The sequence below is a fragment of the Rhodovulum sulfidophilum DSM 1374 genome, assembly GCF_001633165.1.
Taxonomy (GTDB): Bacteria; Pseudomonadota; Alphaproteobacteria; order Rhodobacterales; family Rhodobacteraceae; genus Rhodovulum; species Rhodovulum sulfidophilum.
The window spans coordinates 2,868,255-2,883,146 of sequence record NZ_CP015418.1 but is presented as its reverse complement, the minus strand read 5'-3'; the positions used below and the strand labels follow the sequence as shown (position 1 = coordinate 2,883,146).

The 14,892-nt window shown below is 66.9% G+C and carries 13 protein-coding genes; 5 read left to right on the top strand and 8 right to left on the bottom strand.

Annotated elements, in window-relative coordinates; translation table 11 throughout:
* The first annotated feature begins 22 nt into the window (after positions 1-22).
* Complete coding sequence (locus A6W98_RS13535) at positions 23-382, top strand: hypothetical protein (RefSeq protein ID WP_042462270.1); 360 nt, start codon at positions 23-25, stop codon at positions 380-382.
* A gap of 100 nt (positions 383-482) precedes the next feature.
* Here the strand turns inward: A6W98_RS13535 and A6W98_RS13530 are convergent, their stop codons facing one another.
* The 4 genes from A6W98_RS13530 to A6W98_RS13515 are packed head-to-tail and all read right to left on the bottom strand — an operon-like array spanning position 483 to position 6,093.
* A complete protein-coding gene (locus A6W98_RS13530) occupies positions 483-2,030 on the bottom strand; it encodes a Ppx/GppA family phosphatase (protein WP_042462268.1) in 1,548 nt (515 codons plus the stop codon).
* 55 nt (positions 2,031-2,085) lie between these two features.
* Entirely contained in the window at positions 2,086-4,254 is a 2,169-nt protein-coding gene (locus A6W98_RS13525) for an RNA degradosome polyphosphate kinase (protein WP_042462266.1), read from the bottom strand.
* Between the two features lie 41 nt (positions 4,255-4,295).
* On the bottom strand, positions 4,296-4,982 hold the full coding sequence (locus tag A6W98_RS13520; protein ID WP_042462264.1) for a P-loop NTPase family protein: 687 nt from the start codon (positions 4,980-4,982) through the stop codon (positions 4,296-4,298).
* Between the two features lies 1 nt (position 4,983).
* Positions 4,984-6,093, bottom strand: a complete 1,110-nt coding sequence (locus A6W98_RS13515) for an AI-2E family transporter (protein WP_042462262.1) — start codon at positions 6,091-6,093, stop codon at positions 4,984-4,986.
* 130 nt (positions 6,094-6,223) lie between these two features.
* Here A6W98_RS13515 and proS point away from each other — a divergent pair, with 130 nt between their 5' ends.
* The 3 genes from proS (at position 6,224) to A6W98_RS13500 (ending at position 10,021) form a co-directional block, all read left to right on the top strand.
* Positions 6,224-7,615 carry a proline--tRNA ligase gene (proS, locus tag A6W98_RS13510; RefSeq protein WP_042462261.1) on the top strand — a complete coding sequence of 464 codons (1,392 nt, stop codon included), beginning with the start codon at positions 6,224-6,226 and terminating at the stop codon, positions 7,613-7,615.
* Positions 7,616-8,070: 455 nt separating this feature from the next.
* Complete coding sequence (locus A6W98_RS13505; protein ID WP_042462259.1) at positions 8,071-9,351, top strand: lipoprotein-releasing ABC transporter permease subunit; 1,281 nt, start codon at positions 8,071-8,073, stop codon at positions 9,349-9,351.
* The gene (locus tag A6W98_RS13500) at positions 9,344-10,021 is read left to right on the top strand and encodes an ABC transporter ATP-binding protein (protein ID WP_042462257.1); all 678 of its coding nucleotides are present in this window, start codon (positions 9,344-9,346) and stop codon (positions 10,019-10,021) included. Before A6W98_RS13505 ends, A6W98_RS13500 begins: the two co-directional genes overlap by 8 nt.
* Positions 10,022-10,212: 191 nt before the next feature.
* Here A6W98_RS13500 and A6W98_RS13495 read toward each other — a convergent pair whose 3' ends face one another.
* Positions 10,213-11,565 (bottom strand): methyl-accepting chemotaxis protein, encoded by a 1,353-nt coding sequence (locus A6W98_RS13495; RefSeq protein WP_042462255.1) that lies wholly within the window; start codon positions 11,563-11,565, stop codon positions 10,213-10,215.
* A gap of 268 nt (positions 11,566-11,833) precedes the next feature.
* Here A6W98_RS13495 and dinB point away from each other — a divergent pair, with 268 nt between their 5' ends.
* Positions 11,834-12,994 carry a DNA polymerase IV gene (dinB, locus tag A6W98_RS13490; RefSeq protein WP_081251932.1) on the top strand — a complete coding sequence of 387 codons (1,161 nt, stop codon included), beginning with the start codon at positions 11,834-11,836 and terminating at the stop codon, positions 12,992-12,994.
* A 288-nt stretch (positions 12,995-13,282) separates the two neighbouring features.
* On the opposite strand, the gene A6W98_RS21155 is transcribed toward dinB, so the two are convergent.
* From A6W98_RS21155 to A6W98_RS13480, 3 genes are all read right to left on the bottom strand, one after another.
* On the bottom strand, positions 13,283-13,441 hold the full coding sequence (locus A6W98_RS21155; RefSeq protein ID WP_155734811.1) for a hypothetical protein: 159 nt from the start codon (positions 13,439-13,441) through the stop codon (positions 13,283-13,285).
* 101 nt (positions 13,442-13,542) lie between these two features.
* Positions 13,543-14,364 (bottom strand): IS3 family transposase, encoded by an 822-nt coding sequence (locus A6W98_RS13485; protein ID WP_042456999.1) that lies wholly within the window; start codon positions 14,362-14,364, stop codon positions 13,543-13,545.
* Entirely contained in the window at positions 14,361-14,678 is a 318-nt protein-coding gene (locus tag A6W98_RS13480; RefSeq protein WP_063490929.1) for a DUF1153 domain-containing protein, read from the bottom strand. Before A6W98_RS13480 ends, A6W98_RS13485 begins: the two co-directional genes overlap by 4 nt.
* Positions 14,679-14,892: the final 214 nt, after the last annotated feature.

Below are 14,892 nucleotides of genomic sequence, written 5' to 3'. Positions count from 1 at the left end.
GTCGCGGGCCTATACTCGCCGGATGAGACATCGGCTTGCCCTGGTTCCGCTTCTGGCGCTGCTGCTGACCGCTGCCCCGGCTTCGGCCCAGGACAGGGGCGGGCCCGGCGATGATGGCGGCATGAGCGAGGGGCTCGGGCTGCTCGGCGAGGGGATGCAGATGTTTCTCAAGGGGCTCGGCGACGAGCTCGAGCCGCATATGCGCGACTTCGCCGAGGCGGCCGAACCCGCGCTGGCCCGGCTGATGGAGCTGATCGACGATCTCGACGCCTATCAGCTGCCCGAGCGGTTGCCCAATGGCGACATCATCATCCGCCGCAAGCCCGATGCGCCGCCGCTGCCCGATCCCGAGGCGCGGCCCGAGGGCGAAATCGATATCTGACCGGCCGTCTCGGGTGAAAGACGGGCGCGGGCGACAATCGACGCGCGGCATCTGACGAACAGCCCTGACGAACTGGCGGCCGGTCTGGGGCCTCGCGCGCTCAGCGGCGGCGGACCCGCACGCTGGTCTCGACCCCCAGCGCCTTGGCAAGCGAGGCGAAGCGGGCCGCCGCGACCTCGCCGAAAAGCGGCACGGCGGCCTCGGCGAGGATCAGTTCAAGCTGCTTTTTCTTCGGGTAATGGCGCAGCTCGGCCAGGCTGTCGGGGGCATGCAGCGAGAACATCGCGCCGAAGCGCATCGCCTTGCCCAGGACTTCGGCCTGGCGCATCCGGTCGGCGTCGAGCAGCGAGAACAGCGGCTCGAACCGGCTGCCCGAGCGGCTGTTCTTGTAGCGGTGCAGCAGCGACACGCCGAGGAAAACCCGTTCCCAGTGTTCGAGCCCGCCCAGATTGGCCTGGGTGGCGCTGTCGAAACAGATCTCGTGGCGGTAATCGGGATGGGCGCGCCAGGCGGTGTCGTGCAGCAGGCAGGCCGCGCGGATCAGCCGCCGCTTGTCGGGCCCGGCGGCGCCGAACAGCGGCAGGATGAAATTGTAAAGCCGGTTGCCGAAGCCGGGCTGGCGGGCCGCTCGCTGCTCGGCGAAACGGCAGGCCTCGATCAGCGGGTCGCGGGCACGCAGGTCGGCGGGCATCTGCTCGTAAAGAAGCCCTTCGCGAATGCCGTAGCTCGAGACCGCGATCTCATGCGGGCGCAGATGCGCGACCAGCTTCCTGAGTACCTGCGCGGCATAGGGCACCAGCGCCATGCGGTCGGGCGAGGTGCCGGTCTTCTGCCGCAGCGCATCGGGGTCCGAGCCGGCGATCCAGTCGATGGTTTCCAACAGCGCGGCCCGGGTCATCCGGTATTCATGCAGCACCGTCAGCGGATAGCCGCGCCGTTCCATGTCGAGCCGGGCGATGGCGCGCCAGGAGCCTCCAACCAGATAAAGCCGGGGCGGCGCGATCGGCATCGGCGCGACCAGCCGCCCGATCTCCTGGGCAATGTAGCGATCGAGGCCCTTCTTGCCGCCAGAGACCTCGCGCAGCTTGAGCGGCCCCAGCGGCGAGGTACCGCGCAGGCCCACCATGCCGCCCTTGAGTTCGGCCAGCTCCATCGAGGAGCCGCCGATATCGCAGACGATGCCCTCGGCACCGGGCCAGCCCAGAAGCACCCCCTGGGCCGACAGGCGCGCCTCTTCGGTGCCGTCGATCACCCAGGGTTTCAGCCCGGTCTCGCGCTCGATCTCGGCGCGGAATTCGGGCCCGTCCTCGGCATCGCGCATCGCCGCGGTGGCGACCACGCTGATCGGCGTGGCGTCCATCGCCTCGGCCAGGATCGCGAATCGACGAAGCGCGGCCAGCGCCCGGCTGCGCCCCTCGGGCGACAGGCGGTTGGTTTCGCTCAGTCCGGCGCCGAGCGCGCACATGACCTTTTCGTTGAAGAAATAGGCCGGGCTGCGCGCCGCGCCGTCGAAGACCACCATCCTGACCGAGTTCGATCCGATATCGACCACGCCGACGCGCGAAAGCGCGCGCGCTTCCGGACCGCCGAACAGAGGCCTCCCGAAAGGATCCCATGCATTGGGGCGATCCTCGGCCTGTCCGTCCATGAAGTGCCTTTCCTGGGGCCTGCGCCGGGACAATGCCAAAACTCCCGAGCCGTGGTCAATCCTTGACCTTGGCAAGCTGGCGCACATCTCCCGCCCCGGCCGAGCCCCGGCCCGAAAGCGAGGCGTTCTCCATGAAGAAATGGTGGCAGTTGAAGGCGTTCGGCCCGGCCTTGGCGCGCAGGAAGCTGCCATCGGGCTGCATCACCCAGCTTTGCGCCTCGTCGGCCAGATTGGCGGTCATGATCTGGTCGGTGATCTGCGCCTTGACCGTGGGGTTGGTGCATTCGACCAGCGTCTCGACCCGGCGGTTGAGGTTGCGGCCCATCCAGTCCGCCGACGAGATGTAGACGCGGGCATCGGGCGAGGGCAGGCCGTGGCCATTGCCGAAGCAGACGATGCGCGAATGTTCGAGGAAACGCCCGATGATCGACTTGACCCGGATATTCTCGGACAGGCCCTTGATGCCGGGCCGGATGCCGCAGATGCCGCGCACCACGAGCTCGATCTTCACGCCCGCATTCGAGGCCGCGTAAAGCGCGTCGATCACGTCGGATTCGATCAGCGAATTCATCTTCGCCCAGATATGCGCGGGGCGGCCGTTGCGGGCATGCTCGGCCTCCTCGGCGATCCGCTGCATCAGCGTCGATTTCAGCGACAGCGGCGAGATCGACAGGTTCTCCAGATGCGCGGGCTCGGCATAGCCGCCGACATAGTTGAAGACCTTGGTCGCGTCGCGCCCAAGCGCCTCGTCGCAGGTGAACAGCGACAGGTCGGTATAGATCCGGGCGGTGATCGGGTGGTAGTTGCCGGTGCCGTAATGGGTATAGGTCACCAGCCGGTCGCCCTCGCGCCGGACGACGGTGCTGATCTTGGCATGGGTCTTGTAGTTGATGAAGCCGTAGATCACATGCGCGCCCGAGCGTTCCAGCCGGCGCGACTGGCGGATGTTCGCGGCCTCGTCGAAGCGGGCCTTCAGCTCGACCAGCGCGGTGACCGACTTGCCGTCCTCGGCCGCCTCGCACAGCGCCTCGACGATGGGCGAATTCTTCGAGGTCCGGTAGAGCGTCTGCTTGATCGCCACCACATCCGGGTCGCGCGCGGCCTGCTGCAGGAAGCGCACCACCATGTCGAAGGTCTCGTAGGGGTGGTGCAGCAGCATGTCCTTCTGCCGGATCGCGGCGAACATGTCGCCGTCATGGTCCTGGACGCGTTCCGGCACCCGCGGCGTGAAGGGCACCCAGAGCAGGTCGGGCCGCTCGTCGATCACGAGTTCCTTCAGATCGGCCACGCCGATGATGCCGCGCACCTCGATCACCTCTTCCTCGGTGATGTGCAGCTCGCGGATGATGACCGAGCGGAGCTCCTCGGGGGCGCCCGCCGACATCTTCATCCGCACCACCTCGCCGCGGCGGCGGCGTTTCAGCGCCACCTCGAATTCGCGCACCAGGTCTTCGGCCTCGTCCTCGACCTCGAGATCGCTGTCGCGCAGCACCCGGAAGGTGCAGCTTCCGACCTCGCGATAGCCCGGGAAGAGCGAGTTCAGATGCACCAGCAGCAATTCCTCCATCGGCAGGAAGCGCTGCTGGCCGTCCTCGGCAGGCAGCCGCGCGAAACGCTGGATCTGGTGCGGGATCGGCAACAGCGCCTGCAGCGGATGACCGTCGCGCTCGCGTTCAAGCTGCAGCGCCAAGCAGAAGCCGGTATTGGGGATGAAGGGGAAGGGATGCGCCGGGTCGATCGCCAGAGGCGAGAGCACCGGAAACACCTTCTGCAGGAAATATTCTTCAAGATGCGCACGGTCGGCCGCGGTCAGCCGGGCGCGGGTGAGGATATGGATGCCGGCATCCTCCATCTCGCGCTTGAGCTTGTTCCAGGCGGTCTGTTGCGATTGCAGCAGCTTGCGCGCGTTGCGGTCGATCTGCACCAGCTGCTCGGCCGGGGTGAGACCGTCGGCGGCCGGCACGATGCTGCCCTTCTTGGCCAGCTCGCGCAGGCCTGCCACCCGCACCGTGTAGAATTCGTCCAGATTGGTGGCCGAGATCGACAGGAAGCGCACCCGTTCGAGCAGCGGCACCCGCGGATTGGAGGCTTCTTCGAGAACCCGCCAGTTGAATCCGAGCCAGGACAGCTCGCGGTTATAGAACCGCTTCGGTCCGAGCCGTTGCGGTTCGGGGATCTCGACGGCGTCCGGAAACGGGGCAACCAGAAAATCGGCTTGGGTCATGGCGGCGCTTATGGGCAATCACTGTGAAGGATCAGTGACACTTAATCGCCCCGCCCGGGGTCTTTGTCCAGCACTTCGCGGGCCAGGCGCAGGCCGGGCTTGCGGCCGCTGGCCAGCGCCTCGCGGTCGATCGCGGCCACGGTCTCGGCGGCGGCCGAGAAAGAGCGTTCCATGCGCCCGACGAGATAGCCGATGAGGTCGGGGCCGACGGCGATCTGGCGGTCGGCGAACAGCTTGACCAGTACCGCGGCCAGCAGCGCGTCGTCGGGCGGCGCGAGATGGGCGGTCGCGGCGGCCTGCACCCGGCTGGCCAGGTCGGGCAGCTGCAGGCCCCATTCCAGCGGCGCGCGGCGCGCGGTCATCAGCAGCGTGCCGCCCTCCGCGGCCAGCAGGTTGTGCAGGTGGAACAGCGCGTCCTCGGCCTGCATCCGCCCGGCGATGCGGTCGGCATCCTCGACCGCGATCGCGCCATGGGCGGCCAGCGCCGGCAGTTCGGCCTGGGGCAGGTCGCGGGCATGGATCACCTCGGCCGCGGCGAGATCGGCCCAGACATGCACCAGATGGGTCTTGCCCGAGCCCTCGGAGCCGATCAGCACCAGCTTGCGCGCGGGCCAGTCCTGCCAGCCCTCGATCTGCTGCACCGCCAGCGCATTGGCGGGGGCGACGAAAAAGGCGGCGCGGCCGCGGGCGGGGCGCACGGGAAGGTCGAAGGCGAGCTGCCGGGCCATCTCAGTCCCGGTCCTCATTGGAGGCGCGCTCTCCGGAGGCCGCCTCCGGTCCGGTCTGGCCCGATGTGCCGCGATAGAGCCGGCTGTCCTTGTATTGCGCGATGGAAAAGCGGGTGAGAACCCCCAGCGAGGCCGCCACCGGCACCGCCGCCAGAAGGCCGACGAAGCCGAACAGCGAGCCGAAGGCCGACAGCGCGAAGATCAGCCAGACCGGATGCAGCCCGACCGAGCCGCCGACCAGTTTCGGCGTCAGGACATGGCCCTCGACCTGCTGGCCCGCGATGAAGATGCCGCCCGCGATCGCGATCATCCACCATTCGCCCCAGAACTGGAACAGCGCCAGCCCCAGCGCCAGCGTGCCGCCCACGACCGCGCCGACATAGGGAACGAACGAGATCATCCCGGCGACAAAGCCCACGATCAGCCCGTAATTCAGGCCCAGAAGCCCCAGCGCCACGGCATAGAAGACTCCCAGGATCAGGCAGACCGTGCCCTGTCCGCGGATGAAGCCCGCCAGCGTCCGGTCGACCTCGCCCGCGAGACGGCGGATCACCGGTGCATGGTCGAGCGGCAACAGCTTGTCAACCTCGGCCACCATCCGGTCCCAGTCCATCAGCAGGTAGAAGGTCACGACCGGCACCAGCACGATCAGCACGACCAGATCGACGATGCCCACGACCGAGGTCAGCAGCCCGTTCAGAAGCTCGCCGCCCTTGGCCTGCACCGCCTCGCCGATACCGGTCAGGGTCTTGCGGATGGTCGAGCCGTTATCGGCCAGCGACGGGAAGCGTTCGGTCAGGAAGGCGTGGAAATGGCCCGCGATGTCGGGCGCGGCATTGGCCAGGGCCACCGCCTGGTCGATCAGCGTCGGCAAGACCAGAAGCGCGCCCAGCACGAAGATCACCAGCGCGCAAAGCGTGATCGTCACCGTCGCGCCCACCCGCGACAGGCCCACCCGTTCCAGCCGGTCGGCGACCGGGTCGAGGAAATAGGCCACCGCCATGCCCACCAGGAACGGCATCATCACATCGCCCAGCAGCATCAGGATCAGAACGATCACCGCTGCCGCGATACCCCAGTATTTTGCCTGCGCCCGGACCGGCAAGCCCATGCGTCCTCTCCCGTATCGGTTGCATTCCGTATTGACCCAGACCGGGGCGCCGCGCAAGTGCGGCGCTTGTCTGGTCGCCCGCGATGACATAGGAGGGCAGGGACGTCAATTCACGAGGCCCGATCCGAAAATGCGCCTGTCCCGCTATTTCCTGCCCGTCCTGAAGGAGACCCCTTCCGAAGCCCAGATCGCCAGCCACCGCTACATGCTGCGCGCGGGCATGATCCGCCAGCAGGCGGCGGGGATCTATTCCTGGCTGCCGCTGGGCTTCAAGGTGCTCAAGAAGATCGAGGCCATCGTCCACGAGGAACAGATCCGCGCGGGCCATATCCCGATGCTGATGCCGACCCTGCAATCGGCCGATCTGTGGCGCGAAAGCGGTCGCTACGACGCCTATGGCCCCGAGATGCTGCGGATCACCGACCGGCACGGCCGCGACATGCTGTATGGCCCCACCAACGAGGAGATGATCACCGACATCTTCCGGACCCATGTGGCCAGCTACAAGGACCTGCCGCTGACGCTCTACCACATCCAGTGGAAGTTCCGCGACGAGGTCCGTCCGCGCTTCGGGGTGATGCGGGGCCGCGAATTCTACATGAAGGACGGCTACAATTTCGACATCGACCGTGACAGCGCGATCCATGCCTATAACCGGCACATGGTCAGCTATCTGCGCACCTATGAACGGATGGGCCTGAAGGCGCTGCCGATGCGGGCCGATAGCGGGCCGATCGGCGGCGACGACACCCATGAATTCCTGGTGCTCGCCGAGACCGGCGAATCCGAGGTCTTCTATGACAAGGCCATTCTTGATCTGACCTTCGGCGACCGCCAGGTCGATTACGACGACCGTGCCGAATGCGCGCAGATCGTGACGGAATGGACCACGCCCTATGCCCGCACCGACGAGACCCATGACGAGGCGCTTTACAGCGCCATCCCCGAGGACCGCCGCAAGACCTCGCGCGGGATCGAGGTCGGCCAGATCTTCTATTTCGGCACCAAGTATTCCGAGGCGATGGGCGCCACCGTCGTCAATGACAAGGGCGAGCGGGTGCCGGTCCACATGGGCAGCCACGGCATCGGCGTGTCGCGTCTGGTCGGCGCGCTGATCGAGGCCAATCACGATGACCGGGGCATCATCTGGCCCGAGGGGGTCACGCCCTTCCATTGCGGCATCGTCAATCTCAAGCAGGGCGATGCCGAGGCCGACGCGGCCTGCAAGGGGCTTTACCAGGCGCTGAGCGACAAGGGGCTCGAGCCGCTTTACGACGATCGCGAGGAACGCGCCGGGGCCAAATTCGCCACCATGGACCTGATCGGCCTGCCCTGGCGGATCACCGTCGGCCCGCGCGGGCTCAAGACCGGCGTGGTCGAGCTGACCTCGCGCCGGACCGGCGAAAGCGAGGAGATGAGCCCCGAAGCCGCCGTCGCCCGGGTCGCCGAGATCTACGCGCCCCACCGCACCGGCTCGCATTGGGAACCGATGGCGAAATCGAGCTTCCATACTTGGCTTTGAACGGCGGGTCCCGAGGGCAACGCCCGGAGCGTCAAGATGAAAGCCGGCGCGGACAATGGTCGCGCCGGCTTTTTTGTGTCCCCGGCCGGTCCTGTCGTCTCGGGGCGTCGAAGCCAGGCCTGGCTGGCCGTGCTGCGGCGCGCCTGAAGCTGACGAGGGTCTGCCGGCATTGGAGGAGCGGCAGTCCCGCCCGGTCGAGCCCAAGAACCCTGCGCCGATGACGGCCGCGCAGGCCGGAAACGTCTGCCGAAGCCGGAGCCGGGCCAAGACCCAGCCGGTCTGGCGCTGTTTCCGCCCGTCGAGGGTGCCGCCGGACCGAAGCCCGGGACGCGGGCAGAGCCGGCAACACGATCCGGCGCCTTCCTGAAATCACGAAGCCGAGGGAGACCGGACGCTCTCTTGACCCTGACCGCCAAATCCTGCTTGGTGCGCCCGGCACAGCGACCGGAGAGCCCATGACCGCCGTCCCCTTCGCCCGTTTCGAATGGATGATCGCCTGGCGCTATCTGCGCGCCCGCAAGGCCGAGGGCGGGGTCAGTACCATGACCTGGATCAGCCTCGCGGGCATCACGCTTGCGGTCTTCGCGCTGATCGCGACGCTGGCCGTGCGGTCGGGCTTTCGCGAGGAATTCGTCGATACCATCCTCGGCGCCAATGCCCATGTCACGGTCTATGCCGCGAGCGAGGTCAACGCCTCCGGTGTGCGGAGCCGCACCATTGCCGATTACGAGCCCATCGCCGAGAGGCTGCGCGCCGTGAACGGCGTGACCCGGGTAGCGCCGCTGATCAAGGGCCAGGTGATGGCGGCCGCGCCCGGCGGCACCGCGGGGGTCGAGGTCTTCGGCATCGCGCCCGCCGATCTGGCCACGATCCCGCGCATCGCCCATCCCGAGGCACATGCGGGCACGCTCCAGCGGTTCGGCGAGGGCATCGCCATCGGTTCGGGCGTGGCGCGCGAGCTGGGGGTCGGCATCGGCGACCGGGTCCGGCTGATCTCGCCCGACGGGGTCAAGACGCCCTTCGGCACCTCGCCCCGGGTGAAGGCCTATGAGGTCACCTATATCTTCACCGCCGGGCGCTACGATATCGACCGCACCCGGGTCTACATGCCCTTCGCCGAGGCCCAGAGCTATTTCAACCGCGAGGGCGTTGCCGACGAGTTCGAGGTGATGGTCGAGGATCCCGAACATGTCGACGATCTGACGCCCGCGCTCTTGCGCGCGGCGGGCGAGCGGGCGCTGATCTGGAGCTGGCGGGACGCTTCGGGGTCGTTCCTGCGCGCGCTCGATGTCGAGGATAACGTGATGTTCATCATCCTCTCGATCCTCGTGCTGATCGCGACCATGAACATCGTCTCGGGGCTGATCATGCTGGTCAAGAACAAGGGCCGCGACATCGGCATCCTGCGCACCATGGGATTGTCGGAAGGCTCGATCCTCCGGGTCTTCTTCATCTGCGGCTCTTCGGTCGGGCTGATCGGCACCGCCTTCGGGGTGGCGCTTGGCTGCCTCTTCGCGATCTATATCGACCCGATCTTCTCCTTCGTGAACTACGTGGCGGGCGGGGGCGTCTGGGACCCTTCGATCCGGGGCATCTACAACCTGCCCGCCAAGCTGGAACTGAAGGATGTGCTGTCGGCGGTGATCCTGTCGCTGGGCCTGTCCTTTGTCGTCACCCTGTTTCCGGCCCGCCGTGCGGCCCGGATGAACCCGGTCGAGGCGCTGCGTTATGAGTGAGCCCGTGCTGAGCCTCGAGGCGATCGAGAAATGCTACAATCGCGGCCTGCCCGGAGAGGTCACGGTGTTGCGGGGCGCCACGCTGAGGGTCGTGCCCGGCGAGGTGGTGGCGCTGGTTGCGCCATCGGGCGCGGGCAAATCGACGCTTCTGCACATCGCCGGGCTGCTCGACACGCCCGATAGCGGCGCGGTGCGGATCGCCGGGGCCGACATGACCGGTCAGAGCGACCGCCGCAGGACGGCGGCGCGCCGGGCCGATATCGGCTTCGTCTACCAGTTTCACCACCTGCTGCCCGAATTCACCGCGCTGGAAAATATCGTGTTGCCGCAACTCGCCGCGGGCATGCCGCATGGGGCGGCCGAGGCGCGGGCGATGGATCTTCTGACCCGTGTCGGCATCGCGCCCCGCGCCGGGCACCGGCCCGCAGCGCTGTCGGGGGGCGAACAGCAGCGCGTCGCCTTCTGCCGGGCCCTGGCCAACCGGCCGCGGCTTTTGCTGGCGGACGAGCCCACCGGCAATCTCGACCCGGGCACATCCGATACGGTCTTCGGGGCGCTGATGGAGCTGGTGCGCGAGACCGGGCTGGCCGCGCTGATCGCGACCCACAACCTCGATCTTGCCGCGCGCATGGACCGGACCCTGCATCTGGAGGCCGGGCGGCTGGTCTGACACGGACGCTCCTCCGCAAGGGAGCGGATGGGAAAGGCCGCTCGCACCGCGCCGCCGGGCATGCCTTGAGCCTTTCCCCCCTGTGCCGCATCTGTCTGCCGAGGCGCAGGGGCTTGCGACAGCAGCAAGGCTGCGTCGGGCGGCAGGCTACGCGCGCATACCGAGCCCGCGCGCGACCGGGCGTTCCGCGGTCAGGCGGCGTTCCGGTTCGAACGATGGCCGGAGGCGTTGAAACGCGGGCCCTCTTCGGTCTGGAAAAGCGAGACCTGACGGCCGAGATCCTGGGCGTCGCTGGCGAGGACCTGACTGGCCGCCGTTGATTCCTCGACCATGGCTGCGTTCTGTTGGGTGACCGTGTCGAGCTGCGAGACACCGGTATTGATCTCGCTCAGGGTGAAGGACTGATCGGTGGCGCCTGTTGCGATCTGGCCGATATGGCTGTTGATGCCGGCCACGGCCGCGATGATCTTCTTCAACTGCTCGCCCGCGCTGCTGACCTGTCCGACCCCCTGCTTGACGCTTTCCGAGCTTTCATGGACCAGCCCCTTGATCTCACCGGCCGCATCGCTGGCACGCTGGGCCAGGGCGCGGACCTCGGAAGCGACCACGGCGAAGCCCCGGCCGGCATCGCCGGCGCGGGCCGCCTCGACCCCTGCGTTCAGGGCCAGAAGATTGGTCTGGAAGGCGATATCGTCGATGACGCCCAGAATCTGGCTGATCTTGCGCGAGGAGGTTTCGATATTCGACATCGCGCCGACCGCGTCCTCGACGATCTTGCCGCCGGCTTCTGCGGTGTTCTGGGCACTGCTGGCCGATGCCTCGACTTCCTTGGCCAATGCGGCGGTCGAGCGGGCATTAGAGGTCAGTTCCTCGATCGCGGCGGCCGTCTGTTCCAGCGTGGCCGCCTGGGTTTCGGTACGCTGGGACAGGTGCGAGGAGGCATCGCCCACCTCGCGGGCCGTGCGTTCGACCTTGTCGGAGAGGTGCTTGACCGCCGACAATGCAGAGGCAAGCTGGGCGACGGCGGTGTTGTAGGCCTTGCCGAGGATCTCGATGTCGGGGAGGTTGGAATGGGGAACGCGATGGGACAGATCGCGTTCCTGCAATCGTTCGAGCCCTTTGGCAATGGCATCGACCCCGTGCTGACGCTCGGTGACGTCGGTGGCGATCTTGATCACCCGGGAAGCGCGGCCGCTTTCGTCGACACATGGCCCATAGGTGGCCTGGATCCAGATCACCTGCCCATTCTTGTGGACGCGCGGAAACTGGTCGGTGAATGCCTTGCCGCTGGCGAGTGCCTTCCAGAAATTCCGATAGGCTTCAGTCTTGACATAGGCCGGGTCGACGAACATCGAATGGTGCTTGCCCACGACTTCGTCCAGCGTATAGCCGAGCGCTTTGAGGAAATTGGTATTCGCGGTTAGGATTGTGCCGTCCGGTGAGAACTGGATCGTCGCCTGGGTCTGGTCGATCACCGCCATGAAGGCCTCTGCGAGCGCATGAGCCTCTTTCTCCTGTGCAGATTTCCTGGGCCTTCCGAACATGGCGATCACTTCTCTCCGGGGAATGAGGAACAGCGGGACATTACTTGGTTTTGCATCTATAGCGAGAACTTCTTCAAAATCCGGTTAAGGGGATTGCCCCCGCGGAAGGCTTGCCGTCAGGGAGCTGTCCGGGCCTGGTCGGGCGGAGCCGAGGCGGCGTTGAGGCCGGTCCTGTATCCCGCTATGATCGGCGCGGTCTGCACGGGCGGGCAGGCGTGGCGCATCTTGCCCCCTGCGCCGATGGGACGGGCTCCGGGAGGGTTGCGCGATGTGTGGCGGCGAGAGCCGGGAGAACGCGGCGGGGCCGGGACGGGGTCCGGCCGATGCCAAGAGCGACCCGCCGCGGCGCATCATCCATGTCGACATGGATGCCTTTTTCGCCTCGGTCGAACAGCGCGATCGGCCCGAGCTTCGCGATCGGCCGGTCGCGGTCGGGCATGGCCGGGCCCGCGGCGTGGTGGCGGCGGCGAGTTACGAGGCGCGGGAATTCGGGGTGCGCTCGGCGATGCCGTCGGTGACGGCGCTGCGCAAATGTCCCGAGCTGATTTTCGTGCCGCCCCGGTTCGAGGTCTATCGCGGGGTCTCGGCCGATATTCACGCCATCTTTGCGGAGTATACGGATCTCGTCGAGCCGCTGTCGCTGGACGAGGCCTATCTCGACGTCAGCCAGGCTTGCGCCGACGGTCGGCCGGCCAGCGAGATCGCAGAGGAGATCCGGGCCAGGATCCGCGCGGCGACCGGGCTGACCGCCTCCGCCGGGGTCAGCTACAACAAGTTTCTCGCCAAGCTTGCCTCGGACCAGAACAAGCCCGACGGTCTGACGGTGATCCCGCCGCATCGCGCCGCGGCCTTCGTGGCGGGGCTGCCGGTCGGACGGTTCCATGGTGTCGGGCCGGTGACCGAGGCGAAGATGCTGAGGCTCGGCATTCGCAGCGGGGCCGATCTGAGAGCAAAGAGCCTCGCTTTTCTGCAGGCGCATTTCGGATCGTCGGCCGCGCATTACCATGCGATCTCGCGGGGGATCGACCTGCGTCCAGTCCGGCCCGACCGGCCGCGCAAGTCGATCGGGGCCGAGACCACGCTGTCGGAGGACCTGAGCGCCTTCGAGGCCGCGACCGAGGTGCTGGCGCGGCTGGCGGCCAAGCTGTCCCGGCCCTGCGCCGAGAAGGGGCTGGCGGGGCGGACGGTGACGGTAAAGGTCCGGTTCACCGATTTCGAGCAGGTCACCCGGCGGCGCACCTTGTCGCGGCCGCTGACCGAGACCGCCGAGATGCTGGAGGTCGCGCGGCAGCTTCTGGCCGGTCTTCATCCCTTCCCGCGGCCGGTGCGGCTGCTGGGGATCACGCTGTCAGGTCTCGAGCCCAGGGCGGAGGCGGCTGCGGAAAAACAGCTCGACCTCTTCGACGAGGGCAGTCGGAACAGCGGCTGAGCCGCCAGTCGGGGCGGTCACGGCGGCGGGCCGGGGTGGTATATGTCCCGCGCCGCCCCATCGCGGGCAGGGCGGTTCCGACCCTGTAGAGGCGGCGCAGTGCCGGGGCGGGCGCAGCTCGTGATGCGGAACGCTTGCGTAGCCAGGGCCAGCTGTGCCGATCGGAACGCCAATATCGCAATCGGGTCCTGATGCTCAGGGCGCTCGGGGCGACAAATTAAATCGCAGATGAGATCACGGCGGGGGCGCTGTCTCCCGACGGTCCCATCCGCTGCAAGGCGGAGGCCGTCAGGCAAGCCCCGCCCGATTTTGTGCAATGACGTCATCGAGCAGGCTGATCGGGTTCATCTGTCCGCGGCTCAGGCTTAGGCGGTCGGCCTTCCTGTCCTGGAGCGCGCTGCGCTCGGCAGAGCATGCGCGGAGCCGGGCGGAGAGCTCGTCTTTCACGGTCTTGCTTTTGACCTCCGTTCCAGCCGGGGGAGCGGTGTCTTCGACATATTCGGTGGATGCGGCCAGAGATTGTATCGACCCAGCTGAATCTGCTCAGGTTAAGCCGCTAATGTGAATGCCTCGGCAGGCGTGCGCATGGCAAGGGCCTGATGAGGGCGGCGTTTGTTGTAGAAGCTGATCCAGTCACCGATGACGCGCATCGCGTGCTGGATGGTCTCAAAACGGTGGCGATGCACGCATTGCTCCTTCAGCGTCCGGATGAAGCGTTCGACCATGCCGTTCTGGTGGGGACAGTGTGGGGTGATGAACTCCTGCTTCAGACCGTAGCTGCGGGCGATCTTGGTGAAGTGGTGGCTGGTGAAGACCAGACCGTTGTCCGACCTCAGCAGGAACTCTTTCTCGACCTTGCCCAAAGTGCCGAACCTGGCGATCAGGGCGTGCTCGAGGGCGGCGCTGGCGGTCGTGGCTTTGCCGGACTTCGACAGATGCCAGCCCAGCAACTCTCGGTTGTGGCAGTCGATCACCAACGCCAAGGAAGCCCAGCCGTCCTTGCCCGTCCAGATACGGGCGAGATCCGTCGACCAGCGCTCGTTCGGCGCAGCCGCAACCGACGGCACGGCCTGGATGCGAGGCCGCATGCCCACGGCACGCTTGCGCACCTGCCAGCCCTTGATCTGGAAGATCCGCTGCACGGTGTTCTTGTTGAACCCCAGGAGCCAAGCCACGGTCCGATAGCCAAAGGACGGCTCTTCCTCGATCAGCTTCTTGATCGGCTCGGAAAAGCGGGCCTCGACCTTAGGCGCAGCCTTCACCGGCTTGTAGTAGACCGTCCGCCTCGGGATGCCGAACCAGGCACACAGCTTGGCGACGGACACAACGACGCCCTCGGCAATGAGGCCCTGCTGGGTGCGACGGATCAATTCCCGTCCTGCGCATCCAGCAGGGCCTGCAGCTTTTTTCGCGCCCGCAGCTCCAGCATCGCCTCTCCATAGGCTTCCTGCAGGTCCCGGAGCTGCTTCTCGTATTGCTCGCGGATGTCGAGCGGGTTGGCGCGCAGCGAGTTCTCCATGCCGCGCTTGGCATCCTCGACCCAGCCCTCGATCTCGGAGGGCGTCAGGTCGAAGGACCGGCTTGCCTCCGACGCGGTCGTCTTGCCTTGGATGATCTCGATGACGAGCGCCGTTTTACGCTTCGCCGTCCACCGCTTGATGCTGTCGTCCATCGTCTTACTCATGGCTACGTTCTCCCTTGTAGCATGAGCAGGTTTTCAGTGGGTCGATACAGAGATGCCCTCCCGCGCCGAGCGGACCTGAGGCGTCGGCCGCCGGAGGTTCGCGCCGACTCTGCTCCGGACGCATGGCGCCCGAATTGGTCGGCGGCAGTCCGTCTGGCCGCCATGGCGCCGCTTAGTCCATACACTGCTGGACCGGCCCCGGCGCTGTTTCGGC